The sequence below is a fragment of the Alteromonas sp. ABV4_515 genome (genome assembly GCF_056160345.1).
Genome location: NZ_JBSWWZ010000002.1, coordinates 448,261 through 467,756, shown reverse-complemented (window position 1 = coordinate 467,756; position 19,496 = coordinate 448,261). Strand labels below are relative to the sequence as shown.

Genomic DNA, 19,496 nt, shown 5'->3' with positions numbered 1-19,496 from the left:
TAGCTATTTACAATTTATAAGGATGATGCCCGTGAGTTTGTTTCTTATTTGTGTAGCCGCTCTTATTGCAGGCTATTTTATTTACGGCGCCTTTGTCGAAAAGGTCTTTGGCACTAAGCCTGCCCGCCCTACACCGGCCCATACGCAGACCGACGGCGTGGATTACGTGCCAATGTCCACGCCCAAGGTGTATCTGGTCCAGCTGTTGAATATCGCTGGTGTCGGTCCGATATTCGGCCCGATTATGGGGGCACTTTACGGCCCTGCGGCCATGTTGTGGATTGTACTGGGCTGTATTTTTGCCGGTGCCGTGCACGACTATTTCTCCGGCATGCTGTCGGTTCGCAATAACGGTGAATCCGTTCCCAGCCTGTCCGGACGCTACCTGGGCCGCGGTGCTAGGCATTTCATGAACCTGTTCGCCATTGTGTTACTGCTGCTTGTTGGTGTGGTCTTTGTGTCCGCTCCGGCCGGCATGATCACCAATCTGGTTAACGAACAAACCTCCATGCATGTAGAAGTGGGTGTGATGGTGGCAGTGATTTTCGCCTATTACGTTCTAGCTACAATTATCCCGGTAGATAAAGTGATTGGCCGCTTCTATCCGTTCTTCGGTGCGCTGCTGATTTTCATGTCGGTAGGCTTACTGGGCGCGGCCTGGTTCTCTGACGAACATTCTATCCTGAGCCAGTTTACCGCCAGCGACATGCTGACGAACCTGAACCCGAATGACATGCCACTTTGGCCCGCGCTGTTCATCACCATTGCCTGTGGTGCAATCTCCGGCTTCCATGCCACCCAGTCTCCGCTGATGGCGCGCTGTATGGAAAATGAGAAGAATGGTCGCTTCGTGTTTTTTGGTGCCATGATTGGTGAAGGCGTCATCGCCCTGATTTGGTGTGCAATTGCCTTGTCCTACTTCGACGACTTGAACGGTCTGGCCAGCGCTGTGCTCGATGGTGGTCCGGGCAATGTAGTTTACTCAGCGTCATTTGGTCTGTTAGGTGTGTTCGGCGGGATCCTGGCATTCCTTGGGGTCGTTATTCTGCCTATCACATCCGGCGACACCGCTTTCCGCTCAAGCCGCCTGATCCTGGCCGAGTACTTCAACGTGGGTCAGAAGAATATCCGTAACCGTATTCTGATGGCTGCTCCCTTATTTGTACTGGGTGCGATTCTGACGCAGGTCGACTTCGGTGTGATCTGGCGCTACTTCGGCTTTGCAAACCAGGCAACAGCGGTAATGATGCTGTGGACCGCGTCAGCTTACCTGCTGCGTCACAACAAGCTGCACTGGATCACCACGATTCCGGCAATCTTTATGACCGCTGTGTGTGTGACCTTTATCCTGAACAACTCGACTCTGGGTTTTGGACTGGCAATGAATGTCTCTACCATCACCGGTGTTGTTGTGTCGCTGCTGACCACGGTGTATGTGATTCGTATTTCCAAAGGCAAAGGCGAAGAGCCGTTGCAGCCGCTGACTGTAAAAAGCGAAGAATCCCGCCAGCCGGTAGACGCTTAACAGTCTGACAGGCCATCTGCTTTGCAGGATGGCCTGTCCCTTTTCCACCGGGAAATAGGTTACACTACCCGCTTTAGCCTGCTCTTTCTGACACCGTTATGGAACTGATCCTCTCACTGCTTCAACAAATGTGCGTCTATCTGGTGTTAGCGTACCTGCTGAGCAAGACCCCGTTGTTCCTTCCCATTCTCAGTATTTCGTCACATAAACGTCACCGCTATCTGGTGTATTTTGTATTTTCGTCGTTCTGTATCCTCGGCACTTACTTCGGCCTGCAAATCAACGATGCAATTGCCAATACCCGGGCCATAGGCGCGGTGATCGGCGGCGTACTGGGTGGTCCGGTAGTGGGATTCGCGGTGGGCTTAACCGGCGGTCTGCACCGCTACACGCTGGGAGGATTCACCGATCTCGCCTGCGCCCTCTCAACCACTGCTGAAGGATTGATTGGCGGCCTGATGCACGTATTTTACGTGCGGAAAAATCATCGGCTGGCGCTGTTCACGCCCTGGCGTATAGGCCTTATCACGCTGTTCGCAGAACTCGTACAAATGGCCATCCTGCTGACGGTAGCCAAACCTTTCGACAAATCTTTCGCCCTGGTCAGCGACATCGCTGCCCCGATGATTATTGCCAATACGGTAGGCGCTGCGCTTTTCATCAGTATCCTGTCTGATAAGAAAACTATTTTCGAACGCTATTCCGCCACGTTTTCCCGCCGCGCCCTGTCGATTGCAGACCGCTCAGTGGGTTTGCTTTACTCAGGTTTTAACCGTATCAACGCCGAAAAAGTTGCTCGCATTGTGTATGAGGAGACCAACGTGGGCGCAGTGGCGATAACCGACAAGGAAAAAATTCTCGCCTTTATCGGCATCGGCGACGATCACCACCTGCCCGAGACCCCTATTTCCTCATCCAGCACGCTGGAGTCGATTAACAACAATGTCATCGTCCACGTAGACGGCGCAGAACGTCATTATCAGTGCTCGCTGGATAAGCACTGCCCGCTGGGTTCAGTGCTCATTATCCCTCTGCATTCCGGCTCCGAAGTGGTTGGCACCATCAAGCTGTATGAGCCGAAACGCAAATTTATGTCTACCGTGACTATGTCAATGGCCGAAGGCATTGCTCAGCTGCTGTCCAGCCAGATTGTGTACGGTGCTTATCAGCAACAGCAGGAATTGCTTTCACAATCAGAAATAAAACTGCTTCACGCTCAGGTCAATCCTCACTTTCTGTTCAATGCGCTCAATACCATCAGCGCCATTGTGCGGCGGGAGCCCGACAGAGCCAGAGAGCTTATCCTCAGCCTGTCGCGTTTTTTCCGTATTAACCTTAAGCAGAACACCGCGCTGGTATCGCTGAAACAGGAAATCGAGCATGTAAATGCCTACCTGTCTATTGAGAAAGCCCGTTTCGCTGAGCGCCTCAGCGTTCATATCGCCTGTGACGATGCCACGCTCCCGGTGCTCATTCCCAGTTTCACTTTACAGCCACTGGTCGAGAATGCGGTTAAACATGGAATCGCACAGCAGCTTGATGGCGGTACCATCACCATCAGCGCCAGACTCACCAGTGACAATCAGGTGTGTGTGGTGGTTGAGGATAATGCCGGGCTCTACCAACCTCGCCATGCTGACAGCGAAGGGCTGGGCATGGACATTGTCGATAAGCGTTTGATTTACCAGTTTGGCACGACATCAGGACTGATAACAGAATGTCAGCCCGGAGAATTCACTCGGATGTCTTTCAGCGTGCCGCTGTTAACCAGTCAGTCCGCGAAGCTGAAAAATGAGGAGATAACTGAATGCTAACCGCCCTGGTAATTGACGATGAGCCGCTGGCCCGCGATGCACTCTGCGAACTGCTTGAGGAAAGCGGCGAGATAACCATTGTGGGTGAAGCAGCAAACGCCATCGAGGGGCTGAAGATGATTCAGCTTCATCAGCCCGATGTGATCTTTCTCGATATTGAAATGCCGCAGCTTACCGGCCTGGATTTACTCGCTATGCTGGATGTGGACGCGCTTCCCGATGTGCAAACCCTGCCCCATGTGGTGCTTGTTACAGCGTTCGAACAGTATGCAATTCAGGCGTTTGAAGAAAATGCGTTCGATTATCTCCTCAAACCTGTTGAACCCGAACGCCTGGCCAAAACCCTGGCGAAACTGAAGAAGCGAACGCAACCGCTGAAAGTGATTGAGACGGTAGCGTCACCGACGCTGTCAATTATTCCCTGTGCCGGTCACCAGCGTATTCTGCTGGTGCCTGAAGCTGACATTGAATTTGCATTCAGTGACGTGGCAGGAGTGCATGTTAAAACAGCATCGCAACAGGCGGATACCCAGTTGACGCTGAAAACCCTGGAACAGAAAACCACTCTAGTGCGTTGTCACCGTCAATACCTTGTACGCCTTAGTCAGGTTGCCGAAATCAAGTTGCTCGATAACGGCCTCGCCATCCTGCATATGCGGTGTGGCGAGTCTATTCCGGTGAGCCGCCGTTACCTGAAAAAACTAAAAGACGGGTTACAATTGCACAACCACTAAGGCTGTGTTTACACACGATGAAACATTAGCAATTACCGGCCTGGCGATGAAATGCAGCAGACCCGATGTTAATCGAGTATTCCGGGCTCAGCAGTTCCTTCACAAACTCGGATGGCGACGAGGGGTCAGCAATGATGTAGCACTTATGTTTTGCCCGGGTGATGCCGACGTACATCAACCGCCGTTCTTCCGAGTAAGGATAATCATCTAGCGCGGGCAATAGCGCTTCAATCAGCGCGTTCTCCCTGCCCTCACTGGGAAACCCGTTTTTACCCTTGCTGAAGCCAATTAAAATACAGTGGTCTGCTTCCAGCCCTTTGGATTTATGAAAACTCCAGAAATGCACATGGTTGGCGAGATTAAGCCGAGTTAGTGTGGCCTTCGTTTCATCCAACAGAAAATTGTAGCGGGCGATAACAGCAATAGAGCTTGAAGATTCATTGCCACGGATTTTCGCGACCACTTCCGCAACACGCTCAAAAACACCATTGTCATTGCCCGGCTTGTTATCCAGCAAAAACACCTGAGGTGAATCGACTTTGGTGTGCGTATGTATGTGTTTTCTGAATTGCTCGGGGTTCGCCATAATGAACTGCCCAGCGGTATCCGCAATACTGTTGTTATAGCGAAAGGTTTTCTGCAGTTTAGTTTCGGTATAGCTGCCCACCCGTTCGCCAAAGCGCGTGGTGAGTTCAAGTTTACCGCCGGAGAAACGGTAAATAGACTGCCAGTCGTCGCCCACCGCAGTAAGTGATACCTCATGACCTTTTGCCAGAATGGCTTCTAACAACGCCATACGCGCGGTGGAGATATCCTGAAATTCATCTACCAGCACATACTTCCAGGTTGGCTTTATTACTCCGCAGTTGATGCTCTCTATGGCGCGGGTAATAAGATCATCAAAATCCATGCAGTCCTGACGCTTTAGTTCACTTACATAAGCCTTATGCAAGGCACTGAGTAAACTCGTTATCTTTCTGGCCGGTTTAATGCCTGCACTCGTCAGTCGCTTGCTAACATCGGCAGGTTTCAACTTCTCTATGCGTATTGCTTGCAAGGCACTGACAAGGGTTTCCACACAAGACGACAAAGCGGCTCGCTCGTTTGCCAGATTTGTTTTGCCCTTCGCTGAATGTGGCGAAAGCAAACCCGCGAGCTCCTGAAACACCGTTGGATTTTCATCGCTATAACCTTTAATCCATTCCAATACCCATTGCTTTAACCGTTGACTATTTTCCGCAAGCTCACTCAGCGCGAAGGGTACGCCAGCATGCTGCAAAAGCTCACGACCAAGACCATGAAAGGTAAAGATTTGTGGCGCGTCGGCCAAAGCAATATTCCGACTTTTGGCCGTTTCCAGCAAACGTGATTTAAGCTCTTCCGATGCCGTACGGTTGTAAGCAAGAATCAATACTTCCGAGGGCTTTGCCAAGCCACGGTCTATCATATCCAGCGCCTTCGCCACCATTACCGACGTTTTGCCTGTACCCGCAGCTGCCAGCACCAAATTTCTATCGTTGGCGCGAAGCACCGCGAGGCGCTGTTCCTCGGTTAACGGGTTAGACTCTACCGTATCGAGAAATGTGCGGCGGGCTTTTAGCTGCAGGTGTTCATGGTAAGTTCGTAAGCTGGCCATATCAAACGGATACAGGCTCGCTATCTCTTCTACTTCGCGTAGGGCGTCAGCCGATAACAGTGCTTGCCAGTCGGCTTTGTAGTTACTGTAATGCTGATGCAGCGTTTCAATAAGTTCGCGCAGTTCGGCTTCCCATGAATCTCGCGGATATTGCAGCTTCACCTTGTTATTGAAAACAGTAAAAACCGTGTGTAGATACGCCTTAATGTGGCTTCGAATGATTTTGTTGGCAGTTTCCTGCAATGCCACTACGTTGTCTGCTTTCAGAAACCGGTAACGCACCGATGTTTTTGCCCCCGGCAATTGCAATTCGTAGCCGAGAATGCGTTTCTTTACCTGAAAAAGCGTACGTACAGAAGCTAGCGACAGCGTGTTTTCCCTGCCACTTTTTTGTGTGAAAACTAAATTTTCGTTCGTGAGACTGATTGAGGGTTTAGCAAAAAACTTTCCCAGAATATTGGGATGAACAACAAGAACTGGCAACAACACTATCCTTAAATTTCAGGTCGTAACTTTTTATGTAGTAACTGGCGCGTTTGAGCAACTCAGTGACACCTTAGCGTTACTGCGGCAAAATGCCACGCCGGCATTCTACACTATCTTCAGTTATTCATTCGCAGTTGCTAGAATGCCGGAAACCTTTTTCTGGATTTGCCCGTGAAAATACAAGTTATCCCTGTTACGCCCTTTGCCCAGAACTGTTCGCTTATTTGGGACCCTGCTACCATGAAAGGGGCGTTTGTTGATCCAGGCGGTGACAGCGCTAAATTGTACGATGCAGCAGCGCAAAACAAAGTGACGATTGAAAAAATCATTCTCACTCATGGCCATCTCGATCATGTTGGCGCGACCACAGAAGTGGCTAAACACTACGATGTACCCGTAATCGGCCCACATGTTGGCGATAAGTTTTGGTTGGATGGATTACCGCAGCAAAGCCAGATGTTTCGTTTCCCGCCAGCTTCCCCATTCGCACCAAATCAATGGCTGAACGACAACGACACGATTACCGTGGGCAACCTCACCCTTGATGTACTTCATTGTCCCGGCCATACGCCCGGTCACGTGGCGCTGGTAGAACGAGACAGCAATACCGTGATTGTGGGAGATATTCTGTTTGCCGGGTCCATCGGTCGCACCGATTTCCCACGGGGCAATCATCAACAACTCATCGATAGCATTCGAAATAAGCTGTTTACCCTGCCCGATGAAATGACCGTCTATCCTGGCCACGGACCCACCAGCACCATTGGTACCGAGCGCAAAACCAATCCGTTTGTGGCAGACAGTAAATTTGGGTGATGGGGCTGAGCTTAAAAGGACGAAGCCATGACGATACTCCCTCGCCACGTAAAATCGCTCTTATTATTAATGGTATTGAGCCTGATTGCCGCAACTGGGCACGGCGAACCGAATCAACCAGTAGCGGGCAATTCGCTGGTATGACAAAAGTAGAAACCCAGCCCAGAGGCTTTAACCTTAGCGAAGATGGGCGATTTATGGTGGTGGCAGGTGAAAAAGCATCATCCGTTGGTTTATACCGGCTTAACGCTGAAACCGGTCTGGCGAAAAAAGTTGATGAAGCGCCCACGGATACAGGCGCTAACTGGGTAGAGATTATTACTGTTATTGAATAAGCAATGGTGGCTTATTCAGCGCTTTTACCTGGCTACAGGACACCATTGGCCCTGAGCGCAGAAACCAACCTGGTTTCTGCCTTTACTCTTCCCGCCAATCCGCGAAATAATCCACCAGGTAATCAATCGCCATGCGCGTTCGCAGGGGCATGAACCGTCTATTCTGATACACGAGCCAGCTGCCTGCGCCCTTGCCCCACCAAGGCTTCAGCACAGGCTGCAACCGTCCACTATCCACAGCGGCTGAAAAAGTACTCGCCGGCATGTAAGCAATGCCTAGGCCCTGCTCGCAGGCTTGTAGTACCGCATTAGCGTTATTGCTTCGCCAGCGCCCTTTAACTTTTATAGTCTCTACGACATCATTACGCTGAAATTTCCAGGTGTCGTTATTTGAGATAATGCAGCTGTGTTTTTTCAAATCTCCCGGTTCTTTCGGTTCGCTGCATCGCGCCAGATAGTGTGAGGCTGCAACCGCCATCATCGGGCGATTAACCAGCTTGCGGGCAATGAGGCTTGAATCAGTGAGTTCGCCGTAGCGAATAGCGAAGTCGACGCCGTCTTCCACAAAGTTAACCATACGGCTGTTGAAATCCATTTCAATGGACAGGCCGGGATGGGCTTCGGTAAAACGCATCAGTGCCGGTGCGACATAATGTTCGGCAAATCCCCCGGCAGCACTCACACGCAGCGTGCCAGTAAGATTAATTTGCTGCACGTTCACCATTTCATTGGCTTGCTGAAGGCCAGTAAGCAAATCTTTTACCTGCTGATAATACACTTCACCGCTGTCGGTCAGACTCACCAGCCGTGTGGTGCGGGACAACAGCACACAACCAAGCCGCTCTTCCAATCGGGCAAGCTGACGGCTTACGTGACTTGTACTACATCCCAGCTGTCTTGCGGCAGCAGAAAAGCCCCTTGTTTCTGCCACCGCGATAAATTCCACAACACCTTCAAAACTGTCCATCTGCTTCAACGCCTGATTATTGCTATACAGCAACAGTGTTTATCAAATTCAGCGGATTATCAACCAACAGGTTGCATTATATAGTGGTCGCGAATCAATACAGCAACCGGAGGACTTCCGATGAAAAAGATACTAATTCCCGTCACTAATCACGCTACCCTGGGTTCAACCGATCAGGCTAACGGCACCTATTCACCTGAGCTTACCCATGCGCTGCATGTGTTCAATGAACACGGTTATGAATATGACATTGCCTCTATTACAGGTGGCGAGGTACCGATTTATGGCACGGATATCGAAGGTGATGAGATTAACGCGCAGGTGCTTAACAGCGACGATGTTAAGAGCCGGATTAGCAACAGCCTGCCTGTCTCAGAAGTGAACATTGATGATTACGCAGCAATCTTCTATCCCGGTGGTTTTGGTTTGCTGAGTGATTTAGCGACTAATAAAGACTTTGCCACACTTGCGGCCACCCATTATGAACAAGGCGGATTACTGGGCGCTGTATGTCACGGTCCTGCTGCACTGCTGCCAATCACCTTGTCTTCCGGGGAAACCTTACTGGCAGACAAGTCAGTGACCGCATTTACTCGCGAAGAAGAAATCGATTACGGTACCATCGACGACATTCCGTTCTTACTTGAAGAAGCGCTAGCGCGAAAGGCGGCGCGATTCAGTAAAGTACAGCCGTGGCAGGATTTTGTGATTGAGGATGGCCGCGTGATTACAGGCCAGAACCCGTCGAGTGCTCATAGTGTGGCAAAGGCGATGGTTAAACAGCTCAGCAACCACTGAAGACTTCGCGCCAAGGCTGCTCGTTAAAACTAGTAGGTTAGCAAGAGCACTATTTAAAAAGCGGGAGGCACTCTGATGTATCTCCCGCTTTCTGTCGTGCTTTAATCAAATAATGAAACGGAATTACCTCTCCTCTTCGCTCTCCGCTTCACCCAACCATGCACTACGGAATGATGTCGCTTTATAACTCACTTCGTCTTCCGCCATCTCGGTAATCTTCAAATCTGGCTTTTGATAAAACGTTACTTCCGTTTCCAGTTCTTTATCGAAACGCTTGTAGCGAATTCATGAATGGCATAACGCCCCGGCGATGAGCGGCTCATTTGAAAATCCAAATACTCCCCTTTCGCGCCGGTGAAGGTTGAGCTAATCGTAGCTTCGTGGTGCACCGCGTTGTTGAACTGTACCGCGTATTTAAATAAATTATCAGCTCTGCCAGCGTGTTTGGTAAACTGACGCCTCACCTCGAATACGGAGTTTATATGAACCGCTTTTTAAATTTCCGCCTGCTCGTTGCTTTCGTTTGTATGGTTGCCCTGGCCGGTTGTAGCACCCTCGCCTCATTGGCTTCATACAGTGTAACCAATGCCGACCTTCAGCGGGTAGTAGATAGGCAGGTAGCTAGCGTGCAGGAACAAGGTTCGATTCTTGGCATCCCCCTGCTTCTCGAAGTAGACGACATGCAAGTGAATATCGGGCCGGAAAATCGCCAGACCATCCAGCTCATTGCCGATGCCACGGCAAGCGTATCCGTGCTCGGCATGAAATATCCAGCCAAAGTGAAGCTAGACGTTGAAGGTATGCCCTATTACGACCCAAGCAAAAAGGCCGTATTCATTCGCTCGCTGGTACTGAACGACACCACCGTCGATGCCATGGGTTATCGCGGCAACCTTGCGCCGGTGAGCAGTAAGGTAATGAGCCTGCTGAATCATTTTTTGATGGAGCAGCCCGTTTACGAAGTGAAGGATGTACCAGCTACCTACGCATGGCTGACCGATATGCCGCTAGTGATGACGGTTGAATCCGGCAAGATTTTGTTTAGGCCGCAAACTTCTGAGTAATGAAAGTGGCAATTTTAGTTGCACAAAAAAGAAGGTATGAAGTAAAGCTAAATCGCTGACGCGCTATGGCGCGTTTGAGAATATTTTGAAACTCAGGGAAGAGAACCGTTGGCAGAACTCTATTTATCCGTATCCGCTTTATTGATAGCGAGCAGTTTTGCGGCTTCCCGATGGGTGAAGTTCGGGCTGCCGTTTGTGCTTTTATCGGCGCTCTGTTTTGTTTCCCTGTCTCCCGTATTTTTACTTTTCGTAGCGCTTTATATTTACGTCACCTGGCGATTGGCCGAACCTGACAACAACGCTGACAATATATGGTTAACCCGGCTTTATCAGCTGATTTGGATACTACTGAGTGCAGGACTCATCGTTCATCAACTCCCCGGTTACCATGGGCTTTTGCTGGCTGAAAACGAAGTGCTCAAAGCCAACAGTTTACCCATTAACCTGTATCTGAATGTTGATAAAGCCCTGTTTAGCTGGTCAGCGCTATGTTTTGTTCCGTTTTTTAAACGCAGTTTGCCGTCAGATAAATCGATTCACTGGTGGATACCCACACTCTGCGTACCCTTGGGGATCGCTGCTGTAGTCGTTATTGCAGTCAGTACAGGCATCGTCACCTGGCAAATCGCTTTACCAGGCTACTTTCCATTAATCGCCATTTCTAATCTCATCAATACCTGCGTGGCTGAAGAACTGTTATTCCGGGGGTTGTTGTTTAAGCTCGTGCTTGCGAAGCTTCCAGCCTACCATTCACCAACAGTGCGTACAACTCTGGTGCTAGCAATAACCAGCGTTGTATTTGGAGTCGCGCATTTTGCAGGTGGAGCAAGTTACGTGCTGGTCGCGACAGTGGCGGGATTACTCTACGGTACGGTTTACCTGCTTACCGGACGCATTATTTTTGCCGTAATCACCCACTGGTTGCTGAACGTGACGCACATGTTGTTGCTGACTTATCCGATGATGAATAGTTAAATTGAAGATACAAGAAATGAAAACACTATCCTACCTACTCGCATGCCTGTTCTTCATTATTTCACTAAGCGGGTGTTCTATATTTTCAAAGCCCAACTCAGTGGAACGCATATATTCAGAATCAGGCCCTGTAGCCAAAGCGAGCGATGGCAGATATAAAAATAGCTATCCGGGAGAAAAAGAATATCCGGTTATCTGTGAAGAAAACTGTTATCCAGACACTCCCCTGATGCAATGCAACGAAGACAGCAGCCGGTGTCTGTTTCGCGGAGAAAACCCGAAGGTCAAACAGTCTTATGGCTTCGAAATAACCTGGTTGGGTCATGCAAGCTTTCTAGTAACACTTTCAGACAGCACTAAGCTACTTTTCGACCCGGTAAGCGGACAGTTTGACTGGCCGATAAACTGGGCACATGCATTATCGGGCGGCATCCTCCGCCAGCCTCCTGATTGGCCAGATGCGGCGACTACTGACATCGATGTAGTACTCTACTCACATTTGCACTACGATCATTTCAATAAAGCAGACATCAGCAAACTAGGCAACGAGCCAACCTATTTCGTGCATCAGGACACCGGCAGTTACTTACCTGATAACGGACTTACTATTAAAGAAATGGGTTGGTACAGTGATTATCAGTTAGGAGCTGCAAAGATTAGTGCAATACCAGCGCATCACTTCAACAGTCGCTTCTGGGTACCTTTCATCTACCAGGATAACGAACAGGCGCTATGGGGTGGCTGGTTAATTGAGCACGAAGGCAAAAAGCTTTTATTCGCTGGTGACACCGGTTACTCAGAACACTTCAAAGATATACAAAAACGATACGGCGATATTGATGTTTGCTTAATGCCTATAGCATCGTACTACCACCCGGAATATTCAAAGTGGTACCGGTATGTTCACACCACACCCGAAGATGCATTAGTCGCCGCAGAGGATCTTGGATGCAAAGTGATGATCCCATGGGGCTACGGCAATGCCAGCTGGCAAATGGGCGACCACTCTTCCCACTCGCCGCTTAAGCGATTGTTGAAAATGCATCAACAGGTAAACACTGAATTGCCGCTGGTGATTCTGAATGAAGGAGAAAGCGTGTCGTTGTAACGCAGTAGAAACTTAGCACTTTGGGAGTAAGCTAGTATTTACCTAAACAGCATTATTGTAGCTGATACAGTGAGTTAGAAAATTATAATACCCTACCTACAGTCTAGGGCTCATTAAAACTATCTGAAGCCTATGCTAACTTTCGCGAGTCATGCTTTCTGATTACTGACAAGAATGGCATCGTGCTGTTTTATAACCTTACCCTATTCTGATGCCAAAGGCGAAATTGAAGATCGTTTGCCTTTAAACTGGATAGCTTTGATTGTCGAATACTGTTCTTAAGTTGAGAATGATCGCCTTTATAAGGTCAATAAAATTAGACATTTAACCTAAAAAGGTAATAGTCTAGTCGTAATAAATTGGAAATTATGTTTACTTACTGGACGGAAAATGGATTTTAATAACTTCACTACAGACTCGTTTGAACAACTAGTCCACGCGTTATCTGTTAAAGTTTTTGGTAATGGAGTCGCGATATTTGGTAATGGACCAGATGGTGGAAGAGAAGCTACATTCAATGGAAAAGTAAATTTTCCGATTGAAGGGAATGAATCTTGGGATGGTTACGGGGTTATTCAGGCAAAATATAAAGAAAGAATAGAAAACCGCGACGCTGAGTTTAAATGGGCTTATTCTCAACTTGAGAAAGAACTTAAGCTTTGGGAGAAATCTAAAAATCGAGAACCTAAGCCTGATTACTTTATTTTTTGTACAAACGTTGAATTAACATCTTCTGCAGGAGGAGGCAAAGACAAGTTAAATGAATTAATAAATTCCTACAAGTCAAATTTAGAATTAGCCGGCTATGATATATGGGATAAAGACAAGTTAAGTGTACTAATTGACTGCCACAGTGAAATAAGAAGAAGGTTTACGGCATTCTTTACCTCGGGTGATCTGTTGGCTGAAATTGCCAAGCAATTCGCTTTTGAAGCAGACATTACAACCCTCATGACATACGTACGAAATGAACTTCTAGCAGAAAGAGACGCAAAAATAACTCAAGCGGGTGATAGAACTGGTGATTCACTCGATCTTGCGACTGTATTTGTGGACTTACCTTCTTCCGTTAACAAATTTGATGAACCTAATGATCATCATTCTTTCAACTCAATGAGAGAATTGCTTTCAGCGGCAGCCTGTAACTTGGACCCAATTAATCTTGAAAGCAACAATATTTCCAGTTACTCCGGCCAATATGTTTTCATTGGTGGACCAGGTTCGGGAAAGTCTACAATTGGACAATTTCTATCGCAGATTCATAGAGCTGCCATTTTGGAAAGGTTGCCACAATCTATAAACACTGGGACAATTAAGAAAGCTATATCTACAATTAAAGAAAAATGTGTAAAAGAGGATTTTTCATGGCCTAAAACGCCTCGATATCCATTCAGAATTGATTTAAACCAATTTGCTAAAAAACTAGCAAAAAAAAGAGATAAGGATGGAATTTCCAGTCTATCACAATATATAAGAAGCAAGATCTCTATAGATATTGAAATAAAACATACACAACTTTTAAATTGGTTTGAAGCCTTACCGTGCATTCTAATATTTGACGGATTAGACGAAGTCCCCAATTCTGCTAACAGAGAAGAAGTGATTCTATGTATTCAGAATTTTTTGGGAGATATAAGAGCGAGAGAAGCTGACGTTTTAGTGATAGCAAGTTCAAGACCAGATGGCTACCGCAACGAATTTGATGATTCAGGAGTAAAACACCAGTATCTCCTCCCATTAACAAAAAAGCAATCGCTCAGTTGTGCAGAAGGATATATTCGTGCCAGGTATGAAAAGCATCCTTCTAAAAGAATCGAAGAAACAGACAAGATTAAGGAAGCTCTTGAAAACCATCTGGTAGAAAAATTAATGCAGTCACCATTACAAATAACATTTATGGTGACAGTTCTCGATTCACATGGAACCCCGAGTGAGAGTCGCTGGCAACTTTTTGACGATTATTATCGAACTATTTATGCAAGGGAGAAACAGAAGGCGGTTGCACCATTTGATAAAGTACTAAACAAAAGAAAGCCAGTAATTGACGTGATACACCATGATGTTGCATTTCACTTACAAAGTGAAGCCGAAACTAAACAAACCAATGCTGAACTTCCCATTAATGAATTCAGCTGTATGGTAGAAGAACTTCTAGAAAAGGACGGCCTTGAAGGGGAAGAATTAAAAAATGAACTTAATTACATCATTGGAGCAGCAAACCAAAGACTAGTATTTTTAACTAGTAAAAAACCAGAGTTACTTAGCTTTGAAGTTAGATCTCTTCAGGAATATATGGCCGCGATGAAAATAACAACAGGAAGCGCTGATAAAGTTATTGAACGCATGCATAAAATTGCCCTATCTGATTATTGGAGAAATACTCTACTATTTGCTGTTGGACGCTTTTTTCATGATGCGCAGTTCTATCAAGAAAGAGACCGAATACGAATATTATGTGACGATTTAAATAAATCTGACTTTACAGATGCTGTAAGTGCAATAAAGCCTGGCTCGATTTTAGCTCTAGATATTTTAGAAAGCGGGACTTTGGGTAATAGACCAGCTTTCATAAGAGGCTTAATAGCGACAGCTTTAGAGCTCTTGGATACATCGCCAAACGAATTGAACTTTCCGAGTAGAATTTCAAATCTGGCCACTAGTAACGTGAAGGCACAGTTTATAGAAAAAATAGAAATGAGACTAGGACAACGTGAAATTTCGAAAACGCTATCAACTTGGCTGTTGTACGCGTATTTACGCAAAGCCGATTGCATATGGATAAGTGAAGTAAAGGCAAAATTCTGGCCAGATAATGAAAAGGACAGATTGACAATTTTAAATTTATTTTACTCAAGAGATTTATGCAAAGAAGACGAACATAATGAACTAGCAAAATTAAGTTTGCGGATACATCCGGCGATAAGTTCCCCCTTAAATTTTAGTTTCAATTTTGAAAATGTAAAAAATGACATCTTCAGCGAAATTTTAAAAATTCTATTACAAGGACATAATAGATTAAACAGGAATGTGTCAAAACCCATATTAAAAACTGGACTTAGTCTAGTTTTCAATAGGGTTTTTCACTATGATCTAGATATCGATAGCGACAGGATAGAAGCATTCGTCGATGATATAAGAAAAAAAGATCCTGATGATATACATCCTTGCTGGTATGCTTTACTTAATTTGAGTAAATTTATCACAAACCCAACTAAAAAAAGCCTTGAAATTGCAACACTTAGTATTGTGAAGCAAGATGATACCTTTCTATATTCCGTAGTGAGGAGAGGTAGTCCTTGGATTATTCTTTATTCCGTAAACTACTACCTCCTGTTAAATAAGCTACCAAACTTTACATTTCCAGAGAATGAATTCTCCGTATTTTGTGATTCAATCGAGGATGGATTTCAGAAAAAAGAATTTGAAATCGAAGAGCTTCTATGTTCAAACGAGACTAATATATTAGAAAGTTTCAGTAATAGCCGAGTTCATATTGGTGGCGAAATAGAAAATATCAACTTAATTATAAATGAACTTTCAGAACTTCGTAATTGGAAAAATAATCTAGCTGCCATTCTATTTCTTCTTAGTTGCCGAGTTGATGATTTAGAAAATATAGAAATTGAAACCCTAACTAAAGCTTTAGAGAGATTTGATGGAAATTTATTCATCCACTCTGTACCTCTTGCTCCTAAGAGTATATTTGAATCAAAAAATTTAATTCATCATTGGTCTAGATTCTATGCTGAATTGGTAAAATTTATTTCTCCAGGTTACTTCGAAAACAAGGGCGTAGTGTTCCCATCTGAAAATGTTAACATAAATTACCTGACCAAGCTAAATTTCGAAGAAATGCCAGAAATTATTAGACTAATATGCTATTTTATTTCCTGTGGTCTACACATTAAGATCAACAAAGCTCTACTAAAAACCTCAAGAAAATTCTACAGCGACAGCGTTTATCAGCTAATACTAGAGTTAGAATATTCAAATGGAATGAAGAAAAAAGCTTTAAAAGTTTCTGAAATAATGAGGCAATCTTCATTAGATGAAAAAAAATTGTTACTTTCTTTCCTTGCTAGCCGTAGAGGAAATACCTACTATTGGGTGGAAATTTTATACGATTTAATAAAGTGTATAGACTGTGATGATGGACGCTTGAAAGGTATGGCTCAAAAACTTCATATAGAGCTTGTTTGTTCATTACCGAGTGAAATGCATTAGTAAAAGTTTAGGCTTAAAGGTAAAAAAGGGCCTTTCGGCCCTTTTCACAAACTTCATTTGAATCACAAACTTTATTTAAGCAACACAAACTTCATTCGAAACTGACAAGTGAAACCTCACTCCTCAATATAGCTCTCAATCGGCGCGCAGCTGCACACCAGATTGCGGTCGCCGTAAACGTCGTCGATACGGTTTACGCTTGGCCAGAACTTATTGCGGGCTACGGTAGCTACAGGGTAAGCGGCAACGTTGCGGTCGTAGCTGCGGTTCCAGTCGCTGTCGCAAATATCGGCCAGGGTGTGTGGTGCGTTGTGCAGCGGGTTGTCGGTGGCATCCCACTCGCCGCTTTCCACTTTGGCGATTTCGTTGCGAATGCTAACCATGGCTTCAATGAAGCGGTCTAGCTCGAACTTGGCTTCCGATTCCGTAGGCTCAATCATCAGCGTGCCTGCTACCGGGAAGCTCATGGTAGGTGCGTGGAAACCATAGTCGTTCAGACGCTTGGCGATGTCCACTTCGGTTACGCCAGAGGCTTCTTTCAGCGGGCGCAGATCGATGATACATTCGTGGGCTACGCGATCGTTGCGGCCTTTGAACAGTACCGGATAGTGCCCTTCCAGCGACTTTGCAATGTAATTGGCGTTCAGGATAGCCACTTCGGTTGCCTTACGCAGGCCAGCACTGCCCATCATTTTGATGTACATGTAGCTGATTGGCAGAATAGACGCACTGCCCCATGGTGCTGCGGAAACGGCACCACAATCTTTGCCGGTACCTTCAATGTTCACTACTGCGTGGTTTGGCAGGAAAGGCGCCAGGTGCGATTTCACACCGATAGGACCCATGCCCGGGCCACCACCGCCGTGCGGGATACAGAAAGTTTTGTGCAGGTTCAGGTGCGATACGTCTGAGCCGATGAAACCAGGTGCGGTAATGCCTACCTGAGCATTCATGTTGGCGCCGTCCATATAAACTTGACCGCCGTGATCGTGCACGATGTCACAGATTTCACGGATGGTTTCTTCGTACACACCGTGGGTAGACGGGTACGTGATCATGGCACAGGACAGGTTATCACCTACTTCTTCGGCTTTCTTACGCAGGTCGGCCAGGTCAACGTTACCGTTCTTGTCACAGGCAACCACAACCACTTTCAGGCTTACCATTTGCGCCGACGCCGGGTTAGTACCGTGGGCAGAGCTTGGGATAAGGCACACGTTACGGTGGCCTTCTCCACGGCTCTCGTGGTAACGCTGAATCGCCAGCAAGCCAGCATATTCGCCCTGCGCACCGGAGTTAGGCTGCATAGACAGGTTATCGTAGCCGGTGATGTTGATCAGCCAGTCGCTCAGCTCATCAATCATTTCTTTATAGCCGCCAGCCTGTTCAACAGGGGCGAACGGGTGCAGTTGACCAAACTCAGGCCAGGTTACCGGGATCATTTCGGCAGTGGCGTTGAGTTTCATGGTGCATGAACCCAGAGAAATCATTGAGTGGTTCAGCGCCAGATCTTTGTTTTCCAGCGACTTGATATAACGCAGCATCTCGGTTTCAGACTGATACGAGTTAAATACTTCGTGGGTCAGGAAATCTGAGGTACGTACCAGTTCAGCAGGAATAGACTTGCTGCCCTGCGTGGTGACTTCCGCGTCCAGGCCGTCGATGGTCAGACCGTGTTCCAGACCCAACAGCACGTCGAACAATGCCAGAATGTCTTCGCGGTTAGTGGTTTCATCCAGTGAAATACCCACTGCACCGTCGATGTCTGCACGCAGGTTCATGCCACGTGCGTAAGCCTGTTCCAGTACTTCAGCTTTGTTGTCCACCAGCACAGTCAGGGTATCGAAATAGGTGCTGTGTTTCAGCGCCATGCCTTTTTGCGTTAAACCGGTTGCCAGTATGTCGGCAAAACGGTGAATGCGGTTAGCGATGGTTTTCAGGCCTTCAGGACCATGATAAACCGCATAGAAAGATGCCATGTTGGCCAGCAGCACCTGCGCGGTACAAATGTTGGAGTTGGCCTTTTCACGGCGAATATGCTGTTCACGGGTTTGTAGCGCCATACGCAGTGCACGGCGACCACGGGTGTCTTTGCTCACACCAATGATACGACCAGGCAGTGAACGTTTGTGCGCGTCTTTGGTGGCGAAGAATGCCGCGTGTGGACCACCGTAGCCCATTGGTACGCCGAAACGCTGTGCGCTACCTAGCGCTACGTCGGCACCCATTTCACCCGGCGATTTCAGCATTACCAGGCTCATCAGGTCGGCTGCAACGGCTACGATCCCTTTTTTTGCCTGAACAGCAGCGATGATGTCGCTGATGTCTTTCACTTCACCGGTAGACGTTGGGTATTGCAGCAGTGCACCGAAAACGTCGTGATCAGCCGCTTCAGCAGCAGGACCGGTCACAATGCCGAAACCAAACATTTCTGCGCGGGTTTCGACCACGTCTTTGGTTTGCGGGTGAACGTCGTCAGCGATGAAGAACAGGTTGGCTTTTTTGTTTTTAGAAACGCGCTTGGCCAGTGCCATGGCTTCAGCAGCGGCGGTGCCTTCGTCAAGCAGTGATGCAGACGCCAGTTCCAAACCGGTTAAATCCATGGTGACTTGTTGGAAGTTCAGGATAGCTTCCAGACGGCCCTGGGCGATTTCTGGTTGATACGGCGTGTACGCGGTGTACCAGCCTGGATTTTCCAGCACGTTTCTTAAGATTACGTTGGGTACGTGGGTGTCGTAATAACCCATACCGATGAAAGAGCGGTTGATTTTGTTTTTACCCGCAACGGCTTTCAGCGCTGCCAGTGCATTAACTTCGGTTTGTCCTTCACCGACTTCAATTGGCTTGTCCAGCTGAATAGCAGCAGGTACGGTTTGCGCCATTAAATCGTCTAGCGACTCGGCACCAACTTTGGCCAGCATGGCCTGAATTTCTTCTTCACCCGGACCGATATGACGGCGGATGAAGGCATTTTTTTGCTCTAACTGAGCCAGAGAAACAGATGAATTCGACAT

Annotated in this window: 14 protein-coding genes; 10 read left to right on the top strand and 4 right to left on the bottom strand. The window is 47.1% G+C overall.

The genetic code is table 11. From position 1 onward, the window contains the following. Positions 1–31 precede the first annotated feature (31 nt). The 3 genes from ACXAGX_RS06345 to btsR all read left to right on the top strand — a co-directional run bounded on the left by ACXAGX_RS06345 (position 32) and on the right by btsR (position 4,073). Positions 32–1,525: a carbon starvation CstA family protein gene (locus ACXAGX_RS06345; protein ID WP_474824204.1), complete on the top strand. Its 1,494-nt coding sequence runs from the start codon at positions 32–34 to the stop codon at positions 1,523–1,525. Positions 1,526–1,623: 98 nt separating this feature from the next. After that, positions 1,624–3,339, top strand: coding sequence for a LytS/YhcK type 5TM receptor domain-containing protein (locus ACXAGX_RS06340; protein ID WP_474837281.1), 1,716 nt, complete (start codon positions 1,624–1,626; stop codon positions 3,337–3,339). Next, positions 3,333–4,073, top strand: a complete 741-nt coding sequence (gene btsR / locus ACXAGX_RS06335) for a two-component system response regulator BtsR (RefSeq protein ID WP_474824200.1) — start codon at positions 3,333–3,335, stop codon at positions 4,071–4,073. Before ACXAGX_RS06340 ends, btsR begins: the two co-directional genes overlap by 7 nt. Before the next feature lie 25 nt (positions 4,074–4,098). Here the strand turns inward: btsR and ACXAGX_RS06330 are convergent, their stop codons facing one another. Next, positions 4,099–6,192, bottom strand: a complete 2,094-nt coding sequence (locus ACXAGX_RS06330; protein WP_474837279.1) for a UvrD-helicase domain-containing protein — start codon at positions 6,190–6,192, stop codon at positions 4,099–4,101. A 174-nt stretch (positions 6,193–6,366) separates the two neighbouring features. Between ACXAGX_RS06330 and ACXAGX_RS06325 the strand changes: the two genes are divergently transcribed. Next, positions 6,367–7,011 carry an MBL fold metallo-hydrolase gene (locus ACXAGX_RS06325; RefSeq protein ID WP_474837278.1) on the top strand — a complete coding sequence of 215 codons (645 nt, stop codon included), beginning with the start codon at positions 6,367–6,369 and terminating at the stop codon, positions 7,009–7,011. Then, positions 7,011–7,346 (top strand): beta-propeller fold lactonase family protein, encoded by a 336-nt coding sequence (locus tag ACXAGX_RS06320; RefSeq protein ID WP_474837276.1) that lies wholly within the window; start codon positions 7,011–7,013, stop codon positions 7,344–7,346. Before ACXAGX_RS06325 ends, ACXAGX_RS06320 begins: the two co-directional genes overlap by 1 nt. Positions 7,347–7,428: 82 nt before the next feature. Here the strand turns inward: ACXAGX_RS06320 and ACXAGX_RS06315 are convergent, their stop codons facing one another. Continuing rightward, complete coding sequence (locus ACXAGX_RS06315) at positions 7,429–8,313, bottom strand: LysR family transcriptional regulator (RefSeq protein WP_474837274.1); 885 nt, start codon at positions 8,311–8,313, stop codon at positions 7,429–7,431. Positions 8,314–8,433: 120 nt separating this feature from the next. Between ACXAGX_RS06315 and ACXAGX_RS06310 the strand changes: the two genes are divergently transcribed. After that, the gene (locus ACXAGX_RS06310) at positions 8,434–9,111 is read left to right on the top strand and encodes a type 1 glutamine amidotransferase domain-containing protein (protein WP_474824192.1); all 678 of its coding nucleotides are present in this window, start codon (positions 8,434–8,436) and stop codon (positions 9,109–9,111) included. A 242-nt stretch (positions 9,112–9,353) separates the two neighbouring features. Here ACXAGX_RS06310 and ACXAGX_RS06305 read toward each other — a convergent pair whose 3' ends face one another. Beyond that, positions 9,354–9,575: a M61 family metallopeptidase gene (locus ACXAGX_RS06305; protein WP_474824190.1), complete on the bottom strand. Its 222-nt coding sequence runs from the start codon at positions 9,573–9,575 to the stop codon at positions 9,354–9,356. Between the two features lie 18 nt (positions 9,576–9,593). Between ACXAGX_RS06305 and ACXAGX_RS06300 the strand changes: the two genes are divergently transcribed. The 4 genes from ACXAGX_RS06300 (at position 9,594) to ACXAGX_RS06285 (ending at position 16,482) form a co-directional block, all read left to right on the top strand. Next, positions 9,594–10,175, top strand: a complete 582-nt coding sequence (locus tag ACXAGX_RS06300; protein ID WP_474837272.1) for a YceB family lipoprotein — start codon at positions 9,594–9,596, stop codon at positions 10,173–10,175. Positions 10,176–10,283: 108 nt separating this feature from the next. Further along, a complete protein-coding gene (locus ACXAGX_RS06295; RefSeq protein ID WP_474837270.1) occupies positions 10,284–11,150 on the top strand; it encodes a lysostaphin resistance A-like protein in 867 nt (288 codons plus the stop codon). A gap of 100 nt (positions 11,151–11,250) precedes the next feature. Next, positions 11,251–12,258, top strand: coding sequence for an MBL fold metallo-hydrolase (locus ACXAGX_RS06290; protein WP_474837268.1), 1,008 nt, complete (start codon positions 11,251–11,253; stop codon positions 12,256–12,258). Positions 12,259–12,648: 390 nt separating this feature from the next. Further along, complete coding sequence (locus tag ACXAGX_RS06285) at positions 12,649–16,482, top strand: NACHT domain-containing protein (RefSeq protein ID WP_474837266.1); 3,834 nt, start codon at positions 12,649–12,651, stop codon at positions 16,480–16,482. A gap of 116 nt (positions 16,483–16,598) precedes the next feature. On the opposite strand, the gene gcvP is transcribed toward ACXAGX_RS06285, so the two are convergent. Continuing rightward, positions 16,599–19,496 carry an aminomethyl-transferring glycine dehydrogenase gene (gcvP, locus tag ACXAGX_RS06280; protein WP_474837264.1) on the bottom strand — a complete coding sequence of 966 codons (2,898 nt, stop codon included), beginning with the start codon at positions 19,494–19,496 and terminating at the stop codon, positions 16,599–16,601.